The organism is Vibrio sp. CCUG 15886, from assembly GCF_028570825.1.
GTDB lineage: Bacteria > Pseudomonadota > Gammaproteobacteria > Enterobacterales > Vibrionaceae > Vibrio > Vibrio vulnificus_B.
The window spans coordinates 1-19,935 of the sequence record NZ_JAQQBT010000021.1 but is presented as its reverse complement, the minus strand read 5'-3'; the positions used below and the strand labels follow the sequence as shown (position 1 = coordinate 19,935).

The following is a 19,935-nucleotide window of genomic DNA, read 5'->3' as shown; positions in this document are numbered from 1 at the left end:
ATGACTCTAATCATTGCAGAAGCGGGTGTAAACCATAATGGCGACGAAGCACTGGCGTTTAAACTCGTCGACGCTGCGCATCAAGCTGGTGCCGATATTGTTAAGTTTCAAACCTTTAAAGCCAAAAACTTAGTGACAGAACAAGCCAAGCAAGCGGATTACCAAGTGGCCAATACGCAAAAGCAAGAGTCGCAGCTAGCCATGCTTAGCCGACTTGAGCTGTCTTACGCGGCTCACCACCAGTTAGTCAAACATTGTGAGTCACTGGGTATTGAGTTCCTTTCGACCGCTTTTGATTCTGAAAGCTTAGATTTCCTCGTCAATGATCTTGGTTTAACGCGACTGAAATTGCCTTCTGGTGAGTTGACCAATGCGCCATTAGTCCTTGAGCATGCGCGCACAGGATGTGATTTAATCGTGTCTACGGGGATGGCGACACTGGCCGAGATTGAAATGGCATTGGGCGTCATCGCTTTTGGCTACACTGCAGCGGATCACGTTGCACCGTCGGTATTGGCTTTTCAGCAAGCTTACGCATCAAATGAAGGGCAGAAAGCTCTGAAAGAGAAAGTGACCATCCTGCATTGCACGACCGAATACCCAGCCCCGATGGCAGAAATTAATCTGAAAGCGATGGACACGCTCGGCAAGGCGTTTGATTTACCAGCAGGCTACTCTGATCACAGCGAAGGGATCACCATACCGATTGCCGCCGTTGCGCGCGGTGCGGTGTTGATCGAAAAACACTTCACGCTGGACAAAAATATGGAAGGGCCAGATCACAAGGCATCACTTGAACCTGATGAACTTACCGCGATGGTGAAGGCCATCCGTCAGGTTGAGTTGGCGCTAGGATCAGCAGTGAAATCGCCAACCGTCTCTGAAGTCAAAAACAAAGCGGTGGCACGCAAAAGCCTGGTGGCAAGTCAAGCGATTCAAGCAGGCGATGCCTTTAGTGCAGATAACGTGACGATTAAGCGCCCGGGTAATGGCATGTCTCCTTATCAGTATTGGGAGATGCTTGAGCGTAAAGCAAGCCGAGATTACCAAATCGGAGATTTGATCATTGAATAAACCGTTACCGCTTGTTTTGATTGGAGGAGGCGGGCACGCCAGTGTTTTGGCTGATATCTTACTTGGCCAAGGACGAGAAATACTTGCCGTCATTTGCCCTGATGATGTTTCATCACGGGCGGTATTGGCAGGCATTCCCCATCTTACCCAAGATGAGGATATTGCACGCTTCTCTCCAGAGAGTGTGCGGCTGGTAAACGGAATTGGCATGATGCCTCGTTCAACTTTTCGTCAGCGTATTAACGAGAAGTTTCTCGCACAAGGGTATGTTTTTGAAACGGTGATTGCGAGTGACGCTAAGGTTTCCTCCTTTGCTGAAGTGAAATCGGGAGCACAGATTTTTCCTGGTGCGAGAGTACACACTGGCGCGATTATTGGCGAGCATACCATAGTGAATAGCGAAGCTTTGATTGAGCACGATTGCAGAATTGGTGCCTACAATCACATCGCGCCTCATGCCACCTTATGTGGCGACGTGTTTACGGCTGAAGACGTGTATATCGGTGCAAATGCAACAGTCATTCAAGGTTTGATTTTAGAATTGCAGAGCGTCGTTGGGGCAGGGGCGATAGTGACTCAATCACTTAAGAAGGGTAGTACATGCTATCCAGCTCGCGTCTATATTAAATAAAACAAATAAAATTCAAGGATATTCCATGAGCTATTGCTGGAACAATGTATTGATTAAACCTGACAACTCAATACGCGATGCGCTGGAGATCATTAATAACGAGGCCTTAAGGGTTGCGTTAGTGGTTGACAACAACCAGCATTTGGTTGGAGTTGTAACCGATGGCGACATTCGCCGTGGCCTGCTCAAGAATTTGACGTTGGCAGAGCCTGTCTCTTTGGTGATGAACCTATCTCCGACGATAGCGAAGATGGGAACCCGTCGAGAAGACTTGATCGAGCTGATGGAGAAAAAAGGCATCCTATCTATTCCGCTTCTTGATGAAGCAGGAAAGGTGGTGGGGCTTGAAACCTTGCATGGCGCATTGCATCGCCCGAAATATCAAAATCCAGTCTTTTTGATGGCGGGCGGATTTGGTACTCGTTTGCGTCCGCTGACGGATAACTGTCCTAAGCCCATGCTCAAAATCGGCAACAAACCGATCCTTGAAACGGTGATCCGTAGTTTTATTAAGGCGGGCTTCGTCAATTTCTATATCTCAACTCACTACATGCCTGAGTTGATCCATGCTCACTTTGGTGATGGTTCAGAGTTCGGTGTCAATATCACGTATGTCCACGAAGAGTCACCATTGGGCACTGGTGGCGCGCTGGGATTATTGCCGAAAGATCTGCCAAAAGATTTGCCGCTTATTATGATGAATGGTGATGTGCTGACCAAGGTCGATTTTCAACGCCTTCTCGATTTTCACGTGAGCCATGACGCCGACGCAACCATGTGTGTTCGCGAATACGACTATCAAATTCCCTACGGCGTGATCAACGGCGAAGGCAACAAAATTACCAGCATGGTGGAGAAGCCGATTCAACGTTTCTTTGTTAATGCAGGGATATACGTGGTTTCTCCGAGAGTCATTCAATCGGTACCCGAAAATCATCGTATTGATATGCCGACGCTTTTAGAGCAACACATGCAGGAAAGAAACAACGTCTTGATGTTCCCAATTCACGAGTATTGGCTGGATATCGGCCGAATGGATGATTTCAATCGAGCGCAAGCAGATATTCATACTTTGGGATTGGACTAATGGAACGAGTTGCTGTTGTTGGGCTAGGAAATATCGCGACTCGCCATCGACGGAATTTAAAACAGTTATTCCCCAACGCACTATTGTATGCGATGTCGGCCAGTGGGCGTGTACCACAAGAAACGGTCAATGATGCAGACTTACTTGTGACGTCTATTAAGGAACTCATCGATCAGCGCGTTCAACTCGTGATCATTGCATCGCCAGCGCCATTTCATGCGGCGCATGCTATCCCTCTAATCGAGGCGGGCATTGCCGTACTGATTGAGAAACCGGTGACGGCTTCACAAGCCGATGAACAGCGATTACAACAGGTGGCTTCGCAGCATGATACTCCCGTCGCTGTGGGGTATTGTTTGCGTTATTTATCTTCAGCGCTTGAAATGAAAGCGTTATTGGCCTCAGGAAAAATCGGTCAGTTGTATCATGCTTATGTCGAGATAGGGCAGTATTTGCCTGATTGGCGACCCAGTAAAGACTACCGCGACAGCGTTTCCGCGAAAGCCAGTTTAGGCGGAGGTGCTTTGTTAGAGCTTAGCCACGAGTTTGATTACACTCAATGGCTACTGGGTGATCTAACGCTCGAACACGCTATTTTGCGCCAAACCAAAGAGCTTGGTCTTGACGTTGAAGACAGTGCAGATCTGTTGTTAAGTACCTCAAAGCAAGCGATCGTACACATGCACCTCGACTTTTTGCAGCGCAAGGCGCATCGGCAATGTCGTTTTGTGGGCAGCAAAGGGGCGCTGGAGTGGGACTTGATTGGCAATGAAATCCGATTTGTTACATCGCAAGGTGTCCAAGTACTTTACAGTGAGCCCAAATGGGATAAAAACCAAATGTACACGGCGATGCTTGCCGACTTTGTCGCGCAAATCCATCAACAACCCAATCAATGTGTCTCTCTTGCTGAAGCAGCTCAAAGTGTTGAACTTATAGAAGAAATCAAACGGCGCTTTCCAATCACATCGGTGTCGGGTGAGTTAAAAGGTGAATAATCGAATGAAAAACTGTGCTTTTATTTTTGCCCGAGGTGGGTCTAAGGGGCTACCAAGAAAAAATATTAAATTACTAGCGGGCAAACCATTACTGCAGTATTCCATTGATACTGCTTTGGCCACCCCTTCAATTGAGCATGTTTTTGTTTCAACTGATGATACTGAAATTGCAGACGTCGCGCGTGCATCGGGCGCGATAGTGATTGAGCGTCCTGCGGAGCTCGCCAGTGATACAAGTCCCGAATGGCTGTCTTGGCGTCATGCTATTGAATGGGTGCAAGCACACTATGGAGAGTTTGATGGATTTATTAGTTTACCTGCCACCAGTCCGTTGAGAAGTATTGATGATGTGGAAGGTGCTATCAATAAACTCTTCACCACCGAAGCAGATATCTGTATCTCAGTGACACCAGCGAGTCGCAGTCCTTTTTTTAATATGGTGAAGCAGACCGAAACTGGGATGGTTGAGCTCGTCAATAAGCCACAAGGTGAAGTGGCTCGTCGTCAAGATGCACCTGCGGTGTTTGATATTACCACGGTTGTGTATGCGACGACGCCTCACTTTGTGCTCAATCACTATGGTATTTTTTCGGGCAAAGTCACCAGTATCGAAGTGCCAAAAGAGCGAGCGGTGGATATTGATGATATTTATGACTTTAAATTAGCCCAAGCGATCCTTGAGGAAACCAACTAATGGAACAATTGCTCAATAATAAAACTATTCTTGTTGCCGGGGCGGGTGGCCTACTTGGAACACGCTTAGTGCCAGCGCTTCTCAAGCAGGGGGCTAAGGTCATAGCAGCCGATATTCAGCCAGATGCAATGCGTGAGCGTTTGTCATCATTAGGTGTTGATATCACAGATCACAACTTGTCTTGCTGTGAGTTAGATGTCACTAAAGAAGAAAGTGTGCAGCACTTTTTTAGTCAACATGACTTACACATCGATGGCGCAGTTAATTCAACCTATCCTCGCAACAAGACTTACGGCAAGCACTTTTTTGACGTGAGTTTAGAAAGCTTCAATGAAAATTTGTCTCTGCATTTAGGCAGTGCTTTTCTTTTCACCCAGCAATGTGCTGCTTACTTTAAGCTGCAGCAACAGCCATTTTCGTTGGTGAATATCTCCTCCATTTATGGGGTTGTAGCACCAAAATTCGAGATTTATAACAATACGCCGATGACGATGCCAGTTGAATACGCAGCGATCAAGTCGGCTATTCAACACCTCAACAAATACGTGGTGTCTTACGTGAATGACAGCCGTTTCCGTATTAACTGTGTTAGCCCTGGCGGCATCTTTGACCATCAACCTGAAGCGTTTTTGCAAGCCTATAAAGAGAAAACGCATGGCGCTGGCATGTTGGATGTGGAAGAAGTGGTTGGTTCTGTACTGTTTTTGCTTTCAGAGCAGTCACGTTATGTGACAGGACAGAACATTGTTGTAGATGATGGTTTTAGTTTGTAGAGAGAAAGAATGAAGATCTCACTTATTTCTCTACATGGAAAAATGCATGGTAGCTCAGCTGGCGCGTCAAAGGTTTTTTTTGCGATGGCTAACTATTTAGCACAGAATCATGATGTTCAAGCGATTTATAGTGACTCTGAACAAGGTGAGCCGTTTTTCTATTCAGAACCTCGAGTTAATTTGATTAATCTGAATGCGCAAAAGAATTTTCCTCGCTTTAAGCTTCAAAAAATACAACGTGAGCTGTATCGAGGCCTAAGTCGAATTGGCCTGATGAAAAACTACTATGATCCAGTGCTTGTTCTTAAACAAAAGTTAGTGGGGAGAGCGTTACGCGAGCCTTTAGATGATTTTTCACCGGATGTCATTGTGGCATTTGGTGTGTCTGATCTCATGTCATTAAATTACAGTGGGGCGCAATATCCTGTGACTTTGATGTGTCACAGTGATGCTCATCGTATATACAGCAACCTCACCGTTTTAGAAAAGAAAGCCTTAAAAACAGTAGAGCGAGTTCAGGTATTACTACCGGAGTATGTTTCTAGTTTGAAGGGACTCAATACCAATGTCGTGGTTATTGGCAATGTTGTTCCTCAGTTTGAAACCGTCACAGACTCTGCTCAAAAGAAAATTATCTATTTAGCTAGAATTGAAAAAAACAAAAACCAACACCTTATCGTCAATGCTTTTGCGTCAGTTGATCCTCAGTTACGTAAAGATTGGCAAGTTGAGTTTTATGGCAGCGTTAGCGATCAAACATACTTGGCTGATATGAACATGCTTATTAGCCAGTATGGTCTTATTGAGCAAATCAGGTACTGTGGTGCGACTGAGCGGCCATATGAGGTGCTTAGTTCAGCGTCTATCTGTGCATTTCCTTCGCTAAATGAAGGTTTTCCTCTTGCAATGACGGAAGCTATGAGTCTGGGGCTTGCTCCGATAGGCCTTAAAAGCTGTAGCGGTGTAAATCAGCTTATTGTGGATGGTCATAATGGCAAGCTGGCGTCAACACCTGATGAGTTTGCAGCGGCCCTTGAAGCGTTGATGAGAGATGACGAACTGCGTAACCGCTTTGGCTTGCAGGCAAAAGAGGATGTGGCGCAGTATAGCGAAGCATCTGTTTGGGCGGCTTGGGAAAGAGAACTTCTAAAGTTTCGCCGCTTAAAATAAATATAATGTTTAAAAATAAAACGCTCCATTGATTGGAGCGTTTTATTTTATTGTTTTCTCTTAAATAGAGCGAAATATGTTTGAAGATATTGCTGAACTCGATTTGCTCTACTTGATTCCTGTATGTCACCAGTTTTCAGTAGTTGAATTTTTGTATCAGGATAAATAATTGATAAGGTATAGAGAGCGGTAGATGCTAGCCCTACAAGGCGGACAGGTTCAATACTTTGTTCTAGCAACTCAATTTCAATAGGAAATTTGGGATGATGATAGGTAACACCTTCAAGCGCTATTATTCTTTTGCTGACTTCTTCAGATTCGGTTCGATGTGGTATATACAGCACAGGGAAGTCACTTTCTCCTAAGATATTTTGCAAAACAGTTAGGTATGCATCGACGCTTACATGCCCCTTTTCACCAATGCAACCTTGCCCTATAAAAACACAATACTTATTTTGCCTAATGTGCTGATTTTGGGCTTTAAGTGCTAATGTTGATAAATGATTAGGACGATAACTTGTTACACAGTCGGGGAAATCAAAGATTGAAAAGATTTCTGTATTTTCAAAAAAGCCTAAATGACCAATAGGTTTAATGCCTTGCAAGCGTAATTGAATGTCTTGGATGAAACGAGGCCGATAGTAAACACTCTTTGGTTCTATATGATCATAATAGTCAAAGAATGTCATGGTACCATCATCGAAGAACACGTGCTTTTTAAATGAAAGGTTGCGTATGATGAGTTTGCTGCGCCAAGCGTTATATTCACTGTAGAACAAGGTATCCAGCTGTCCTTCGCTGAGTCTTTGGACTTCTTTAATTATCTTTGGCGTGACACTAGTTCGCTTATTCCGAGGAAAGCGTAAAACTTTTTTCCAATCATGTTCTTGAACCAACGCTGCCATTTGGCGCTGACCAGTTGGATTATCCTGTTCGATGAGAATCAAAATGTTATCTTGCGTTTGATATGAAATTCGAGCTTCATTTGCACAAATGTACTGAAATGGAGAGGTGACTAAGAAAACATTCATATAATCTTATTCCATACAAATTGAGAGAGCCCGAGTGAGAGCACCTTGATTTTTTCGCACAACGTTCAAGGCTGCATCTGCTACTAACTTTTGTCGATCACTGTGGCAAAGTAGCTGTTGTGTTTTTTGGCCAAGTAGTGAACTTTCGATAACGATAATGCCTTTCGCTTGCACTAACGCGATGGTTATTTCTTTAAAATTATAATAACTTGGCCCAGTTATAACAGGAACTCCCAAAGCTGCTGGCTCTAACACATTATGCCCTCCGACTTTGTCCCCAACTAGGCTTCCACCCATAAAGCAGACATCAGCTGCACCGAGTAAGATCAGCATTTCACCCATTGTGTCACCAAGATACACTTGCGTTGAGTCGGCAACGGAGTTTGTTTGTGTACGCCTTACGGTTTCGAAACCTTGTGTTTGGCATAATTCGAACACCGAGTCAAAACGCTCTGGGTGGCGGGGCACTAATATTAAGAGTGCATTTGGATGCGTTTCTAACACTTGTCTATGAGCATCCAATACTTGTTCATCTTCGCCTTTGTGGGTACTTGCGGCTATCCATACCGGCCTTTGTTGGCCAAGCAGAGTGCGTAATTCCACGCCTTGGCGTTTGATCTCATCGGAGATATGGATATCGAATTTGATCGAGCCCGTCACACTGAGTTTGTTTGTCGGGACGCCAAGTTGAGCGAAACGATCGGCGTCCGCTTGGGATTGGCAAAGGACTTTACTCAAGCAAGGGTGGATAAGATTAAATAGCGGCTGAACTTTGGCGTAGTTTTGCTGAGATTTTTCTGATAAACGAGCATTGACCACGATAATCGGGATATTGGCTTTGTGCACGGTTGCGAGGGTATTCGGCCACAGTTCTGTCTCAATGATCAGCATTTTGGCCGGATTGATCGCTTTAAGGAAACCACGAACCGCAAAGGCGAAGTCGATAGGCATGTAGCGATGTTCAACTAAGTTCCCTAATTTTTCGATTTGTTCTGCACCTGTGCTCGTGGTGGTGGTCACAACAATCACTTGGTCTGGCGTTTTCTCTTTAATTGCTTTAATTAGCGGAATTGCCGCGAGGCTTTCTCCGACAGAAACAGCATGGATCCAAAGTGGTTGGTTTTGCCCATCAAGCTTTGGGGTGATGCCGAAATGCTCTTTCCAACGTTGGCCAAACTTGGGTTTGTTTGGCTTGCTACGATACAAACCAAACAACAGCAAAGGTGCCGCTAAAGCCAGTAGGAGTGTGTAGAGCAATCTCACTAACATGCGTTCACCGCAATGGCGTCGAGTTTACGAATACTATCTAACACTTGTTTTGGTGTCAGTTCAGACAAGCATTTGAGGTGTTGGTATTGGCATTCGCGCTTAAAGCAGGGACGACACTCGATATCGGTGTGAACAATTTCTACGTTTTCTGCCAAAGGCGGTGTGTATTTTGGTGATGTTGAACCATATACCGCGACGACATTGCACCCAACCGCCGCCGCGACGTGCATTAGGCCTGAATCGTTGCTGACAACCGTGTGACAAGCCGCCAGTAGATCCACCGCTTCAATTAAACTGGTTTCGCCAGCCAATACGTGAATTTGGTGATGAAATTCGCTAGGTACGCTTTGTTTAATGCCATTACAGGTATCGCGATCTTTTTGCGAACCAAACAACCATACTTGATGACCTTGTTGACACATTGCGTGGGCGACTTCGGCATAATGATTTTCCGGCCATTTTTTGGCGGGCCCAAATTCAGCACCAGGACAAAGACCGATCACTTTGCTCTGCACCGTAAGACTAAACTTCGCTAGTGTTTGTTGCTGAGCATCAGCATGAATAGACAATTTAGGGCGAGGCAAGGTTTCTAGCCCACCTAACGATGAGGAATCGATCATTTGCTCACGTGGGTGAGCCAAGGCCACATAACGTTCGACCATATACTGAAAAGCTTTCTTGTTTGGTCGAAGATCGTTCAGTAGCCCATAACGCATTTCGCCACGCCAGCCTGTACGTTTGGGAATATTGGCGAACCATGGGATTAAGGCGGATTTCGCTGAATTAGGCAAGACGTAAGCGTGGTCATAACCAAACTCACGTAGGGATTTACCGATTTCACGACGGCCTAACAGGTTGAACTCGCCATGGCCTAGCGGCATTTCAATCGCTCGGTTGACTTCAGGCATCCGCTCCAAGATCGGTTTACACCATCCAGGAGCGATGACGTCAATGAGAGCATCGGGATGTTGCTGTTTTAGCGTGGTATAGAGTGATTGTGACATCACCATATCGCCAACCCAAGAAGGGCCAATGATTAAAATTTTTCTCATGATTCTGCCGTCGGTTTTTTCAGCGCTTCATTATAGTATGGGCTTCTTTCTTCAGGGTTTGGTCGAGTGCGTAGCAGCTGGAAAATCCACATGTACTGCTCGGGATAGCGAGAAACTTGCTCTTCAATAAAGGCATTCATCTGTCTTGCATCAGTATATTCATCTGCAGAAGGAAAGTTGTTCCACATTGGATAAATGTGTATCTCGTAGCGACCAGTTTCAACGTTAAAGCGTGTGAAGCAGGATACGACTTTTGCTTTGCTCACTTTAGCCAACTTACCTAGACCAGGAAGCGTCGCTTTTTGAGTTGCAAAAAAATCGACAAAAATACTTTGCTCTCGCCCATGGTCTTGATCGGGTAGATAGTAGCCAATATAACCTTCACGAATGGATTTCATGTAGGGTTTTATTCCTGCACTGCGCTCATAAATACGGCCACCAAATTGGATGCGTTGTCGGTGCATTAACCAATCACCAATTGGGCTTTTTTGCTCTTTGATCATGGCCACCACTGGGCTTCCTTTTGCGGCCAGTAATATGGGCAGTACGTCAATGGCCCAAGTATGAGGCGTAAGCAATATAACGTTGTGTCCTTGCTCTCTCACCGCTTCAAGGTGTGCTAAACCAATAATGTCACTATTTCTCTCAAGGTAGCGTCGACCAAAAAGTGTAATAAGCGGAAAATTCAGTAAGAAAACGCCGGCAGTGATCAAACAATCACGCAGTATGGTTTCTTTTTCTGCATTCGTTTTGTCTGGGAAGCACAAAGTGAGGTTGGTCCAAATGTTGTGAACCGTGCGAGGTGGTTTGTCGGTGAGTTTGTTGATGATCTTTGTGACTAACCAGCGTTGAAAACGGAGAGGCATCAAAGCAAAGGGTAAGCCCACTAACAAACCTAGCCAAATTCCCCAATGTTTAGGAGCGAGAAAACCCCACTGAAAGGTGGGGTTGTGCGCTTTGGGATCGAAGTCGTTTCGTTCAGTTTTCATGTTTTGTCAATATTCGAGTCATAGCGTCTGCTAAGATTCATGAGTTAGTTCTTTACTCCTAGGCGCCAGAGATACACACTTTAGAACCTAGAACCTAGAACCTAGAACCTAGAACCTAGAACCTAGAACCTAGAACCTAGAACCTAGAACCTAGAACCTAACCATTAACAATCGCCATATACTCCGCGACCCCTTCAGCGACAGTCTTAAACTCAACATCGCACCCAGCGGCGCGCAGTTTTGTCAGATCTGCCTGAGTAAACTCTTGGTAGGCACCCTTTAGATGTTCAGGGAATGGAATAGTTTCAATCTCCCCTTTGCCATGATGCTTGATCACTGCTTTTGCCACTTCTTCAAAAGACTCAGCGTTGCCCGTGCCACAGTTGAAAATGCCAGAAACGCCATTTTGCATAAACCACAAGTTTACCTTACTCACGTCACCAACGTAGATGAAGTCACGTTTGAACTGCTCGCTACCTGCGAACAGTTTTGGATTTTCACCCGCAAGGATTTGGTTGTTAAGGTGGAAAGCAACCGATGCCATGCTGCCTTTATGTTGCTCGCGTGGGCCATAAACATTGAAGTAACGGAACCCTGTGATTTGCGATAGTGTCTCGCCATGTTCTTCGGCATCTTGCCATAAGCGGCGAACGTAGTTATCGAATTGCTGCTTTGAATAGCCGTAAACGTTGAGTGCACCTTCGTATTCGCGTTCTTCTTTAAAGACAGTGGTCTCACCGTAAGTGGCAGCAGAAGAAGCATATAGGAATGGGATTTCACGCTCTAGGCAGTAGTGAAGTAACTCTTTTGAATACTCGTAATTGTTGAGCATCATGTACTTGCCATCCCACTCTGTTGTTGCAGAGCAAGCACCTTCGTGGAAGACCGCTTCGATTGGGCCAAAGTTATCACCCGCCATGATCTGAGTGAGAAAGTCATCTCGATCCATGTAATCGGTAATGTCTAGATCAACCAAGTTTTTGAACTTTCGACCGTTCTTCAGGTTGTCGACAACCAGAATGTCATTGATACCAATCTCGTTTAGGGCTTTAACAATGTTGCTGCCAATCATGCCAGCGCCGCCAGTTACGATGATCATAAATCTTCCACCTAAGGTTACAAAATGCCTAAAAATTTTATCAGGAAAAGAAGGAGGGTGCTAGAACTTGGTCTTAACCTGGGTTCTTCGTATGAAGGCAACTGAATTCCCAATCAGATGAGAATTCAGTTGTCTAGAGGGGAGAAATAAGCAAACTAGACCCTAGACCCTAGACCCTAGACCCTAGACCCTAGACCCTAGACCCTAGACCCTAGACCCTAGACCCTAGACCCTAGACCCTTCTCTCTTAATACCAACGGCTTCTCGCGTTGGTCACTTCAAATAGCTCGTACTTGCGACTCAGTGTTTGACCGCCATCTCGCGTGATTGGTTGCCAAGCAAAAACACCACGCGCCGTGCTTGGTTTGATCGTCATCGCATCAAATGGAATCGAAATATAGAAGCCTTTGTTGTAACTGCCTTCGCCATATTCCTCTGTCGTCAGGTCCGTCACGGTCGCAAATGCACCAACAATCATGCCGGATTTAAACTGTTTGGAGAAATCGACGCGTACCCCGTTGTCGCCGCCCAAGAACTTACCCGCGCTGACTTTAAACAACGTGTTCTCTAGCAAAGACCACTGAGGCATGTAGTAAGCCGAAAGTTGACCCGTTGTGCCTTTATCAAGCACGTAGGCTTGGCAGCCAACATCGTTTGGTTTGCAGTTAGAGGCATCGTAGCCATCGTAATAAACAAACGGCTCATCAAAGGTAGCAAACCAGCTATCTGGGTCACGCTGTGAGATTAAGTTCGCATCCAAGCCCAAAGCCCAGTTTTTACCTAATGGACGGTAAAGCACTTCACCACCTACACCAGCAAACATGGTTTCCAAATAACCGCCGTACATTTGTGTATAGACTTGCTGCGTAGGTTGAGCAAACCAAGTGAGCTGCATATGGTTTAGACGAACAGGGTTATCGCTCACGTAGGAGCGGAACATCGTTCGCACGCGCGGCACGGCGAAGTTCGAAATATGAGGGTTTTTCTCTACGTAGTTGAACTTGTCGTAGTTATCGGCAAGGTTGACGTAGATAGAGCCGCTCGCTTCGATGTTATTGGTTAGCCAATAGTTCGCTTCGGTATTAAAACCAAGGTGGAACAAGTAGAACGCTTCAGGGCCACCTAATGATTGCGCCAACACAGGAGAAATACCTGCGTTCCAGCGCTCGCGATGTGTCGTCAATGGTTTTGCGTTTTCACGGTAATCGGGCTCGCTGGTACTGCCTAGCTCACGGCTATTGGCACCAAGGTATTGATACGTCGCCGCTTGTTTATAAGCTTCTGCATCAAACTCGGTTTGTGTTAAGTCCACGCCATTGCGCGTATCAACAATCTTATAGGTAGTGATGTAGCCTGGTGCGTTATTGGCTAAAATCGCGGCGGCGCGATCTTGCGCTTCTTTTCTATCACGGTATTTAACCTGCTCACCCGCAATCACCAAAGCATCGCCTTGTTCATACAAGGTGCTTTGCTGATAACCCGCGTTGCTGTCTAGTTGCTGGGCGACTGCTTGCCAATCGGTATTGCCTTCGCTTGGTCTTCCCGTAACGGCTTGCTTTGGTTCATCTCGCCAAACGGCTTTGAGATCATCAAAATTGGTGTAGAGATTAAAACCAAATGTCAGTGTATCGCCACGTTGATAACTTAACTTAGCATCGCCCCAATCCCCAAGTTGGTAGAGCACGCCAAAGTTCCAAGGGGTATGTTGTGGCATTGGCTTACCACCTTGAACATAAGGGAAATCTTGGCTGTAATCGTTGGCATCGTATTCCACTTTCAAGCGCAGTGGTTGATACGGTGTTTGATATTCAATGCCGCCGTAGAGGGCAGCAGGGCCTTTAAACCAGCGCTCAAAATCAACGCTGCCACCTGAGCCTTTGAAATCACTTGGCCTTTCACAAAACTTGTCGCTAGCTTTACAAAATGGGTTGGTGAAATTGCCACTTTGGCCGATATAACCCCATCCCATACCTAGGGTAAAGTCGATAGGACCAAACCGTTTGGTCGCGGCAATAAACTCGCCATCAAATAAACCTGTCCCGCCAAAATCTCGAATGCCAATTGAGGTTTCAGGTAACCAGTAGCTCTCTTGCCAAAGGCGTATTTTGAAATCAATCCCTTTGTCGGTATAGAGATTATCGCCGCTGTAATCTGGGTTCGGGTTAAACAGCATATCCGGCACACGCGTGTAACGAATGGTGGTTTCAAACCAATCGAACAACTGCAGCGAGGTGTAATAATGGTGATAGTCGTCGTTGAGGTTAACACCAAAGTTGAATTCACCTTCTTTTGCCATACGGCCAGATGGCATTTGCATTAAACCCACGCCACCAAAATCAGTTTGTGAGGGGCGAAGTGTCACGGTTTCAAGCTCAGAGGCTTGTGAATGCAAAGAAGTTACGCCTGCGAGCGCGGAGAGCACGCCAAGACAAACGGCGGAAACTTGAGAGCGAAAGCCAACGCTTGGGATTTCTGATGAGGAATTGAAGTACGTCATAATTAACCTTTGATCATCCCTAATAGTTTGACGATGTCGCTCTCTAGCGCCTGAAGCTCATCATTACTGGAGTTAAAGCCAATGAAAATCGTAGAGCCAGGTAGCACGGACATATGCTGATTATTCCAGTAGCTATAACCTACTTTGCTACTGTTGCCATTTGGCGCGATCACCCATGCCTCGCTTTTATTGCCATTGTTATTCAATGTGCTGTCCGCGATGTAATCTGCTACGTCGAGATCTGCAGAAAAAGGCACTGTTTTCGGGTCAATCAATCCTAATAAAAACACCTTGTTCTCGCGTGAGGCTTGTTTCAAGGCATAGTGACCCGGTAGGGCAGGGTTGAGATCCGCTTTCAAACGAACCGCATCAATATCCAAATTAATATTTTCGCGATAACCGTATTGATGTTTTTCCAGTAGCGTTAGTAAAAGCTGGCTTGCCTGGCGATAATCTTCATCTTTAGCGAGTTCAATAAGTTGCTGGCGAACTCGCAGTAGCAGTGCATCTGCATCGGCTTGTTTGTTGAGGTTAAACAGCTGGAAGCCTTCATGGAAACTCAATGTTTGTGCATTCAATGAGCCATTTTGTTGGCGATTTTGCTGCTTGGCATCCAAGAGCACTTGCTCAAGACGAACCGGTTGTGGGTAGTTGAGTTGTAAATCGTGATTGAGCAATACCACTTGAGTGGGTTGCTGAATATTGCTCTCTTGTGAACTAGCTACAGCGCTAGGTGAAAGAGTCAATGCCGACGCCACAGTTCCACTCAACAGAGTGACAAAGGAAAAGCCATTTTTCATTGTGCAGCCTCCGCAAACGGTTTCAGGATCTCGAATTCAATGCGCGTCATTTTAGGCCCAAGATATTGAATGCTCTTCATTACTTGACCACTGTCATTAACCCAGTATTGGTTTTGCACTGTGGTATCTAATTGAGGGAAGAAGATGTTCTCTTGCCAGATGGTTAACGTTTGCTGCCAAATAGCGGAAATAACCTCTTCACTCCCCATTTGCGTGAGCGTCACATCGCCAAGATACCCGTAATGCATACCTTTATTGCTATCGGAGCCTTGTGTCTTCCAATCATACTGGCTTTGCCATTGAAGGTTGGCTTGCCAAGATTTTGCTTGTTGAGAGTGCGCTAAATCCACCTCTCTACGTATAAGATTCCCGTAAGGTAGATTAAGCGTTTTAACCACTCGGCCGTTTTCCGTCACAATCATTCCGCCGTCTGAAGAAACCCATTTTAGCTGTAGTTGATTATTGTCTGGGTTTTGCTCAGCGTAGCCGAGCACCATGAAAATGCGCTGGCCGTCATTAATTCTCATATAAGTACTGGCGTAGGGAAGCGCTAACACCTGCTGAGGGGTTTGGGTAATGTCTTCTGCGCCAAAGAAAGCTTCATTTAGCGTGGTGCTCATGTCATCGAAACGTTGCACACAACCGGAAAGGAGAATCAAACTGGCTACGGCTGCACTGCGCATAAGAAAACGAGGCAAAATAGCCTGCTGAAAAGGGAGATTTATCATCGACTAACAACCTTGTTGTTGGTAGGAATCCATAAATAAAAAATAGTGTTCAAGGGTACTATGGAAGGCGTAATGAGAAAAGGAGAGATTAAACAATCGTCAAGTGAAGCCTCTGTCTTGCCATCCTTATTGGCGTAGGAGTTATCCTTCGCATTCGCCGTTGCGTGGGTTAGCGACAGAAGATTTACCATCGATTCTCTCACTCCGCCATCCTCGCGAACGCGGGGACCCATCGTATAGCAAGCGCTGTTGCTCGGTTTTAGCGCTTTATTGTTCGTGTTGCTGGTGGTGCGGATCAGTTCTCTCACCCTGTCATCCTCGCGGACGAGGGGACCCATCGTATAGCGAGCACCGTGGCTCGGTTTTGGCACCTCATTATCCGTGTTGCTGCTGGCTTCGCTTTCGTCGTTGTCTGTCGCGGCAAGTGCATTTCCAAACGCGGCTTCTAGCACGTGCAGATGAATGGATCCCCGTTTGCGCGGGAATGACAGTTGGTGGCGTGGCGGCGGTGTGCTGAGTTTTTTGTTCTTTGCCGCTGAACTTAGCTCTGCTTTTTCTTTTCTTATTTTTGTCATCCTCGCGGACGCGGGGACCCATCGTATAGCGAGTGCCGTGGCTCGGTTTTAGCGCTTTATTGTTCGTGTTGCTGTTGGTTTCGTTTTAGTTGTTGCTTGTCGCGGTGAGTGCATTTCCAAACGCTGCTTCTGGCATGTATGGATGAATTTATCCCCGTATGCACGGGAATGACGGTTGAGGGCGTGGCGGCGGTGTGCTGAGTCTTTTGTTCTTTGCCGCTGAACTTAGCTCTGCTTTTTCTTTTCTTATTTCCGTCATCCTCGCGAACGCGGGGACCCATCGTATAGCGAGCGCCGTGGCTTGGTTTTATCGCTTCATTACTGGTGTTTCTGTTGATTTAGCTACTCTCTCACCTCGTCATCCTCGCGAACGCGGGGATCCATTGTATAGCGAGCGCCGTGGCTCGGTTTTAGCGCTTCATTGCCGGTGTTGTTGTTGGTTTCGCTTTCGTCGTTGTCTGTCGCGGCAAGTGCGTTTCCAAACGTGGCTTCTGACATGTGTGGATGAATAGATCCCCGTTTGCGCGGGAATGACAGTTGGGGGCGTGGCGGCAGTGTGCTGAGTTTTTTGTTCTTTGCCGCTGAACTTAGCTCTGCTTTTTCTTTTCTTGTTTTTGTCATCCTCGCGGACGCGGGGACCCATCGTATAGCGAGCGCCGTGGCACGTTTTTCGCGCTTTATTGTTCGTGTTGCTGGTGGTGCGGATCAATTCTCTCACTCCGTCATCCTCGCGAACGCGGGGACCCATCCGTCAGCACCCGTCTTCACCGTCGTTGTTCACAACAATCCCAGCAACTTACGTTCACTTTCCCTAAAACAAAAAAGCCAACACTCTTTCAAGTGTTGGCTTAGAGACTAAAGCACTAAAACTTAGTTAGTACCAGTAGTACCAGTAGTACCAGTAGTACCAGTAGTGTTGTTTGAAGAAACAACAACCGCTGTTGCCGCTACTGCTGCACCTGCCGCTACTGCTGCAGTTGTTGCTGCACCCGCGCCAGCTGCACCTGCGCCAGCACCTGCTGCTGCGCCTGTAGAAGCAGTTGTACTAGTTGCTGTAGTTGCTGTTGCAGCTTCACCCGCAGCAAATGCAGTAGAAGATACACCTAGTGCAATCAACGCTGCTAATGCGATTTTTTTCATGATTATTCCTTTGTATATATACGTTTTCAAACATCGATGTCGGAACTTTAATAGCTCCGGTGTTTATTTTAGGTAGAATTTGGACGGAATGTAAACAATTAGTTGTAGCTGCAACGATGTGAATTTATGGTTTTTATCTCATTGATAGTACCGTTTGCTTAGCAAAAACAATTGTGCTCTAAGCCACAATATGGATAATAACCGCCCATAAAAAATATTAATAATGACACAATACTCAGTGGTGTCATAAAACGTCAGTACTTTGTTGCAGCAAGCCATTAGAGCTATTGCGCAGCAAATTGTCCCAGCGCTATGTGGTTTTGCGTGCTTACCAAAGGGCGGTAGCGTGTCAAAAAAGCCACAAATATGGGTGGAAAACCACACTTTTAACGGGTTCTTACATTTTCTTACGTTCAGTTAGCGTAGAATGTTGTTCGAAGCTGCTTAAAATCGCAGTCAGTGTGGGAGCTAGGCTATAAAGTATAGTTAAATGCGGTTAAGGAAAACGCCTTTAACTATGTTGAATACCTATGCTTTCAAAAGCGTTAGAAAGAAATGGTGTTCAATCGAACCTTTGCTCATTCAAGAGTGCTGCAAACACTCTTAATTTAGACGATTTGGCTTACATGGAACTAAAAACAAAACTTCTGCTAGCGATGCTAGCGCCTGCCTTGCTTGCCGGTTGTACTGTACCCGGCTCACATCTATCCACCGATAATAAAAACCTTGTTGAAGTGAACGATAGCAGCCAAGAAAGTAACCTTTCTGAGGTGGTTAATCTGTATCCGCTAAACGCCCAATCGGTCACGGAATACGCCAAAGCGCAGCATTTTACTTCTCGCGCAAACCCAGAGCTTGATGTGCAGATCGCCCGCTATGAATACAAAGTGGGCCCTGGCGACATTCTTAACGTTACCATTTGGGATCACCCTGAACTGACGATTCCAGCAGGTTCTTACCGTAGTGCATCTGAAGCGGGTAACTGGGTGCATGCAGATGGCACCATTTTCTACCCTTATATTGGCACTGTAGAAGTGGCAGATAAAACCGTGCGTGAGATCCGCGCCGATATCGCTAAACGTCTTGCGAAATTTATCGAAAGCCCACAGGTCGATGTCAACGTTGCCGCGTTCCGCTCGAAGAAAGCTTACATTACCGGTGAAGTTGAAAACCCAGGCCAACAAGCCATCACCAATATCCCTTTAACCATTCTCGATGCGGTAAACCGTGCTGGTGGCCTAGCGGAAGATGCCGATTGGCGCAATGTGACGCTTACTCGCAACGGTGAAGAGCAAGCCATTTCTCTTTACGCGCTTATGCAGCGTGGTGATTTAACGCAAAACCGTTTATTAGAGCCGGGCGATATCATCCACGTGCCACGCAACGACAGCCAAAAAGTGTTTGTAATGGGCGAAGTAAAAGATCCCAAATTGCTTAAAATGGATCGCTCAGGCATGAGCCTGACGGAAGCACTCAGCAGCGTGGGTGGAATCAACGAGCTCTCAGCAGATGCAACTGGCGTATTCGTCATCCGCACGTCAGACAACAAATCTGAACGCATGGCGGACATCTACCAGCTCAATATTAAAGATGCCTCTGCACTAGTGATTGGCACAGAATTCGATCTAAAACCATACGATATCGTTTATGTGACCGCCGCACCGATCTCTCGCTGGAACCGTGTAATTGGTCAGTTATTACCAACTATCAACGGTTTCAACAACCTAACTGAAGGTGCTCTACGCGTGAAAACGTGGCCGTAAGATAATTTAAAAGCGGTCCTATGGCCCTTGGGTCCTAGGGGCTAATGGATTGGATAAGTCTCGTGTAAGCAAGGATGGCTGATGAGGGTTTTGGGATTTGAAAGGCTTGAAGTATGGAAAAAGAGTTCAAGACTTTCTGTTGATATCGTCAAAGCCCTTCATCGCTGTAAAAACTATGCATTGGTTGATCAGATAACGCGAAGTTCCCTTTCCATCCCTTCCAATATTTCAGAAGGTGAGGAAAGGGAAACTGCCAAAGAATCTGCGCGATTCTTATATATTGCTAAGGGTTCTTGTGGAGAAATGATTACTCAACTCTACATCGCGATAGAGCTGGGTTACCTCAGCAAAGAGCAGGGAATGGTATTCGTTCAAGAAGCTAAACATATTTCTGTCATGCTGGCGAAGTTGATCAAAATTCGCAAAGGCACGGTACGATAACACTTGACATAATTGGTGTGGCTGTTGCTCTCCTGTTTTACAGGACCACAGGACCACAGGACCACAGGACCACAGGACCACAGGACCACAGGACCACAGGACCACAGGACCACAGGACCACAGG

Annotated in this window: 20 protein-coding genes; 9 read left to right on the top strand and 11 right to left on the bottom strand. The window is 46.1% G+C overall.

What is annotated here, in order from left to right:
- The 7 genes from neuB to PQQ36_RS20605 are packed head-to-tail and all read left to right on the top strand — an operon-like array spanning window position 1 to window position 6,427.
- Window positions 1–1,074: an N-acetylneuraminate synthase gene (neuB, locus tag PQQ36_RS20635; RefSeq protein WP_039552399.1), complete on the top strand. Its 1,074-nt coding sequence runs from the start codon at window positions 1–3 to the stop codon at window positions 1,072–1,074.
- Window positions 1,067–1,705, top strand: coding sequence for an acetyltransferase (locus tag PQQ36_RS20630; protein WP_039552402.1), 639 nt, complete (start codon window positions 1,067–1,069; stop codon window positions 1,703–1,705). The genes neuB and PQQ36_RS20630 overlap by 8 nt, the downstream gene beginning before the upstream one ends.
- Before the next feature lie 25 nt (window positions 1,706–1,730).
- Complete coding sequence (locus tag PQQ36_RS20625; protein ID WP_039552405.1) at window positions 1,731–2,792, top strand: nucleotidyltransferase family protein; 1,062 nt, start codon at window positions 1,731–1,733, stop codon at window positions 2,790–2,792.
- Entirely contained in the window at window positions 2,792–3,790 is a 999-nt protein-coding gene (locus tag PQQ36_RS20620; protein WP_130249437.1) for a Gfo/Idh/MocA family protein, read from the top strand. Before PQQ36_RS20625 ends, PQQ36_RS20620 begins: the two co-directional genes overlap by 1 nt.
- A gap of 4 nt (window positions 3,791–3,794) precedes the next feature.
- Window positions 3,795–4,484, top strand: coding sequence for an acylneuraminate cytidylyltransferase family protein (locus PQQ36_RS20615; RefSeq protein ID WP_130249438.1), 690 nt, complete (start codon window positions 3,795–3,797; stop codon window positions 4,482–4,484).
- Window positions 4,484–5,257, top strand: coding sequence for an oxidoreductase (locus PQQ36_RS20610; protein WP_273662495.1), 774 nt, complete (start codon window positions 4,484–4,486; stop codon window positions 5,255–5,257). The genes PQQ36_RS20615 and PQQ36_RS20610 overlap by 1 nt, the downstream gene beginning before the upstream one ends.
- Before the next feature lie 9 nt (window positions 5,258–5,266).
- On the top strand, window positions 5,267–6,427 hold the full coding sequence (locus PQQ36_RS20605; protein ID WP_039552415.1) for a glycosyltransferase: 1,161 nt from the start codon (window positions 5,267–5,269) through the stop codon (window positions 6,425–6,427).
- Between the two features lie 47 nt (window positions 6,428–6,474).
- On the opposite strand, the gene PQQ36_RS20600 is transcribed toward PQQ36_RS20605, so the two are convergent.
- The 11 genes from PQQ36_RS20600 to PQQ36_RS20545 form a co-directional block, all read right to left on the bottom strand.
- A complete protein-coding gene (locus PQQ36_RS20600; RefSeq protein WP_051934080.1) occupies window positions 6,475–7,458 on the bottom strand; it encodes a polysialyltransferase family glycosyltransferase in 984 nt (327 codons plus the stop codon).
- A 6-nt stretch (window positions 7,459–7,464) separates the two neighbouring features.
- The gene (gene waaA, locus PQQ36_RS20595) at window positions 7,465–8,727 is read right to left on the bottom strand and encodes a lipid IV(A) 3-deoxy-D-manno-octulosonic acid transferase (RefSeq protein ID WP_039552418.1); all 1,263 of its coding nucleotides are present in this window, start codon (window positions 8,725–8,727) and stop codon (window positions 7,465–7,467) included.
- The gene (waaF, locus tag PQQ36_RS20590) at window positions 8,721–9,779 is read right to left on the bottom strand and encodes a lipopolysaccharide heptosyltransferase II (protein ID WP_045596164.1); all 1,059 of its coding nucleotides are present in this window, start codon (window positions 9,777–9,779) and stop codon (window positions 8,721–8,723) included. Before waaF ends, waaA begins: the two co-directional genes overlap by 7 nt.
- The gene (locus PQQ36_RS20585) at window positions 9,776–10,768 is read right to left on the bottom strand and encodes a lauroyl-Kdo(2)-lipid IV(A) myristoyltransferase (protein WP_108677861.1); all 993 of its coding nucleotides are present in this window, start codon (window positions 10,766–10,768) and stop codon (window positions 9,776–9,778) included. Before PQQ36_RS20585 ends, waaF begins: the two co-directional genes overlap by 4 nt.
- Window positions 10,769–10,925: 157 nt before the next feature.
- Window positions 10,926–11,867, bottom strand: a complete 942-nt coding sequence (rfaD, locus tag PQQ36_RS20580; protein ID WP_273662494.1) for an ADP-glyceromanno-heptose 6-epimerase — start codon at window positions 11,865–11,867, stop codon at window positions 10,926–10,928.
- A 247-nt stretch (window positions 11,868–12,114) separates the two neighbouring features.
- Window positions 12,115–14,364, bottom strand: coding sequence for a YjbH domain-containing protein (locus PQQ36_RS20575; protein ID WP_273662493.1), 2,250 nt, complete (start codon window positions 14,362–14,364; stop codon window positions 12,115–12,117).
- A gap of 2 nt (window positions 14,365–14,366) precedes the next feature.
- The gene (locus tag PQQ36_RS20570; RefSeq protein WP_273662492.1) at window positions 14,367–15,164 is read right to left on the bottom strand and encodes a capsule biosynthesis GfcC family protein; all 798 of its coding nucleotides are present in this window, start codon (window positions 15,162–15,164) and stop codon (window positions 14,367–14,369) included.
- Window positions 15,161–15,892, bottom strand: coding sequence for a YjbF family lipoprotein (locus PQQ36_RS20565; RefSeq protein ID WP_273662491.1), 732 nt, complete (start codon window positions 15,890–15,892; stop codon window positions 15,161–15,163). The genes PQQ36_RS20570 and PQQ36_RS20565 overlap by 4 nt, the downstream gene beginning before the upstream one ends.
- Complete coding sequence (locus PQQ36_RS20560) at window positions 15,889–16,467, bottom strand: hypothetical protein (RefSeq protein WP_273662490.1); 579 nt, start codon at window positions 16,465–16,467, stop codon at window positions 15,889–15,891. Before PQQ36_RS20560 ends, PQQ36_RS20565 begins: the two co-directional genes overlap by 4 nt.
- A 342-nt stretch (window positions 16,468–16,809) precedes the next feature.
- Window positions 16,810–16,965: a hypothetical protein gene (locus PQQ36_RS20550; RefSeq protein ID WP_182290364.1), complete on the bottom strand. Its 156-nt coding sequence runs from the start codon at window positions 16,963–16,965 to the stop codon at window positions 16,810–16,812.
- A 372-nt stretch (window positions 16,966–17,337) separates the two neighbouring features.
- Window positions 17,338–17,607: a hypothetical protein gene (locus tag PQQ36_RS20545; protein ID WP_039508989.1), complete on the bottom strand. Its 270-nt coding sequence runs from the start codon at window positions 17,605–17,607 to the stop codon at window positions 17,338–17,340.
- Between the two features lie 626 nt (window positions 17,608–18,233).
- On the opposite strand from PQQ36_RS20545, the gene PQQ36_RS20540 reads away from it, so the two are divergent.
- Both PQQ36_RS20540 and PQQ36_RS20535 read left to right on the top strand, forming a co-directional pair.
- Complete coding sequence (locus tag PQQ36_RS20540) at window positions 18,234–19,370, top strand: polysaccharide export protein (RefSeq protein WP_273662489.1); 1,137 nt, start codon at window positions 18,234–18,236, stop codon at window positions 19,368–19,370.
- 81 nt (window positions 19,371–19,451) lie between these two features.
- Window positions 19,452–19,811 (top strand): four helix bundle protein, encoded by a 360-nt coding sequence (locus PQQ36_RS20535; protein ID WP_038964895.1) that lies wholly within the window; start codon window positions 19,452–19,454, stop codon window positions 19,809–19,811.
- Window positions 19,812–19,935 lie beyond the last annotated feature (124 nt).